The organism is Kitasatospora sp. NPDC056800 (assembly GCF_042789775.1).
In the GTDB taxonomy this organism is placed as follows: Bacteria; Actinomycetota; Actinomycetes; order Streptomycetales; family Streptomycetaceae; genus Kitasatospora.
The window spans coordinates 1-2,769 of the sequence record NZ_JBHUAL010000381.1 but is presented as its reverse complement, the minus strand read 5'-3'; the positions used below and the strand labels follow the sequence as shown (position 1 = coordinate 2,769).

Genomic DNA, 2,769 nt, shown 5'->3' with positions numbered 1-2,769 from the left:
GCCCGCGCCTGGGCGGGCGCGGGCGGCGGTCGGGTTCGACCGGTCCTAGGAGGGGAGTTCGAGGACCAGTCCGGGATGGATGAGGTCCGGGTCCTCGCCGACCGCGTCGCGGTTGAGCTCGTAGAGCGCCGGCCAGCCGCCGGGGACGCGCAGGGACTCGGCGAGGTCGGCGAGGGTGTCGTTCTCGCGGACCGTCCAGGTGCCGTCCTCGGACTCGACCGGGGCGGCGTGGGTGTGGGTGTGGGCGTGGGCCGGGGGCGGCGGGGCGTTGTCGCGGCCCTGGCCGTGGGTGGCGCGGGCGCCGCACACGGGCCAGGGGGAGAGGCCGCGACGTTCGGCCAGGAGCTGGGCGACGGCGATCTGCTGCTCGCGGCTGGCGAGGTCGGCGCGCGGGGCGTAGCCGAGGCCGCCGTTCTCCCGCCAGGTGGGCTGGTCGAACTGGAGGCCGCCGTAGTAGCCGTTGCCGCTGTTGATGCGCCAGTTTCCGCTGCTCTCGCAGGCCGCCACGCGGTCCCAGTCGTACGAGCCGCCGCCCTCCCTCCCGGGGTCGGACCGGCTGTCGCGGCCTGGCGGCGCGGCGTGGGCCGCGGGGGCGGCGAGGGCCACGGTGAGGGCGCAGAGCGCGGTCGGGACGATGCGGCGCAGGCGAACGGTGGGAGGCATGGGCGGCTCTCAGACTCGGGGACAAGACCGGCGCCGTCCACGGGGGCGGCGCACTCCCACCCATGCACGCCGGACGGTGCGTTCCGTGGACGACACGTCCGACGGGTCACCCGCACGGCGGTCCGGGGCCACCCCGGTGGTCGGCGGCCGATCGGCCGTACTCCTCGTCGCCTTGCCGTTTCGTCGCTTTGGTGCCTCGTCACCTCGCCGCTGGTGCGCCTGCCGCCCGCTTCCGGCGCCGGCGGCCGTCGTCGCGGCCCCGGCCCGCGCGCCGCGACCTCGGGGCTCCCGCGCCGCCCGGCCGACCGGGGACAAGGTCGTGCACCGAGGGTTCCCGGCCACCCGCCGTTCGGCTGCCGTTCGCCGTCCGCACGGCTGGGCGTGACCCGGCCGTGCGGTGCGGCTGGGAGCCTCCTCGGCGTTTCCCCGAGCCCAGGAGGCGGCAGTGGCGGCACAACCCTCTCGTACTTCCCGCACATCCCGTACGTCTCGAAGGACGGTCCTTCGCACCGGTGCGGCGGCCGGTGCGCTCGCCGCGCTGCCCGCGTCCACCCTGCTGTGGACCCAGCCGGCGGTGGCCGGTACGCCCGGCCCGGAGCAGATCCACCTCCAGTGGGGCGACGAGCCCTCCCGCGAGATGACGGTCTCCTGGGCGACGGCGGCGTCCGTGAACCGTCCCCGGGTGCGGATCGGCACCCCGCGCGAAGGCGCCGGCCGGACGGTGCACGCGCGCAGCCGCAGCTACGTGGACGGCCTCAACAAGGTCGAGACCTTCACCCACCACGCCCGCCTGGACGGCCTGCGGCCCGACACGACGTACGTCTACGAGGTGCTGCACGACGGCGCCCAGCCGGTCCGCGGCACCTTCCGCACCGCCCCCGCGCCCGGCCGGGCCGCGTTCCGCTTCACCAGCTTCGGCGACCTCGGCACCGGCGACAACGTGTTCAGCAAGTCCTCCATCCACGGCGCGGCGGCGGTCCGTCAGGTCGAGGGGTTCGACCCGCTGTTCCACCTGCTCAACGGCGACCTCGCGTACGCCAACAACAACCCGCAGCGCCAGCCGCAGGCCTGGAACGCGTTCATGAACAACATGTCCGCATCGGCCGCCCACCGCCCGTGGATGCCCACACCCGGGAACCACGAGGTCGAGGCGGGTGGCGGGGAGCTCGGCTACGCCTCCTACCTGACCCGCTTCGAGCTGCCGGACAACGGCACGCGTGACCACTGCGGCACCTGGTACGGCTTCCAGATCGGCTCGGTGCTCTTCGTCAGCCTGGACGGCAACGAGATCGCGGTCGAGGACGACGCCAGCATCGACCCGGCCACCGGGCAGTCCATCTACATCAGCGGGTACAGCGACGGTGCCCAACTCCGCTGGCTGGACCGGCTGTTGACGCGGGCCCGGGGTGGCAGCTCGGTGGACTGGATCGTGGTCTACCTGCACCAGTTCGCGATGTCCTCCTCCGCCCAGAGCCACGGCGGCGACATGGGCATCCGGGAGAAGCTGCTGCCGCTGCTCGACCGCCACAGCGTCGACCTCGTGCTGGCCGGCCACGACCACGACTACGAGCGCACCCACCCGGTGCGCGGCACCGCCCCCGGCGGCCTGCTCACCCCGGCCGTCGCCGACGACGACCTGCGGCAGATCGACACCTCGCAGGGCACCGTCCACCTGATCCTCGGCGGCGGCGGCACCGCCGGGCACGACGACGTCTACCTGCCCGCCGACGCCGACGGCGTCCGCGAGGCCACCGTCCGCACCCAGCGCCTCACCTACAAGGCCGACCCGGACGCCAAGGAGAAGGCCCACTGGTCCGCCGTCACCGACCCGGACACCCGCTACCCCTACGGCGTCGCGGTCTTCGACGTCGACCCGGGGACGGTGCCCGGCGGCCGGACCGCCATCACCGTCAGCTACTACCACTCCGTCCCGGCCACCGCCGCCGCCCCGCTCCCGACGCCGGTGCTGTACGACCGCTTCACCCTGTACCGCGACCGCAGTGACGGCTGGGGCGACGACGACCAGGGCGAGGACTCCCAGGACCGGTCGGTCGCCGGTAGCGCGTCGGTCGCCGGCGCCCGCCGGTAGCGCGCCCGTCGTCGAGG

General features: G+C 74.6%; 2 protein-coding genes. One reads left to right on the top strand and one right to left on the bottom strand.

Annotation, left to right across the window (positions count from 1 at the left end):
* Window positions 1-45 precede the first annotated feature (45 nt).
* Window positions 46-663 carry a transglycosylase family protein gene (locus ACFRQN_RS40435; protein ID WP_074002499.1) on the bottom strand — a complete coding sequence of 206 codons (618 nt, stop codon included), beginning with the start codon at window positions 661-663 and terminating at the stop codon, window positions 46-48.
* A gap of 574 nt (window positions 664-1,237) precedes the next feature.
* Here ACFRQN_RS40435 and ACFRQN_RS40430 point away from each other — a divergent pair.
* Window positions 1,238-2,752, top strand: coding sequence for a purple acid phosphatase family protein (locus ACFRQN_RS40430; protein ID WP_380745632.1), 1,515 nt, complete (start codon window positions 1,238-1,240; stop codon window positions 2,750-2,752).
* Window positions 2,753-2,769 lie beyond the last annotated feature (17 nt).

Coding starts and splice junctions, on each gene's coding strand:
- ACFRQN_RS40435 (WP_074002499.1), bottom strand. CDS start 663: ATGCCTCCCACCGTTCGCCTGCGCCGCATCGTCCCGACCGCGCTCTGC.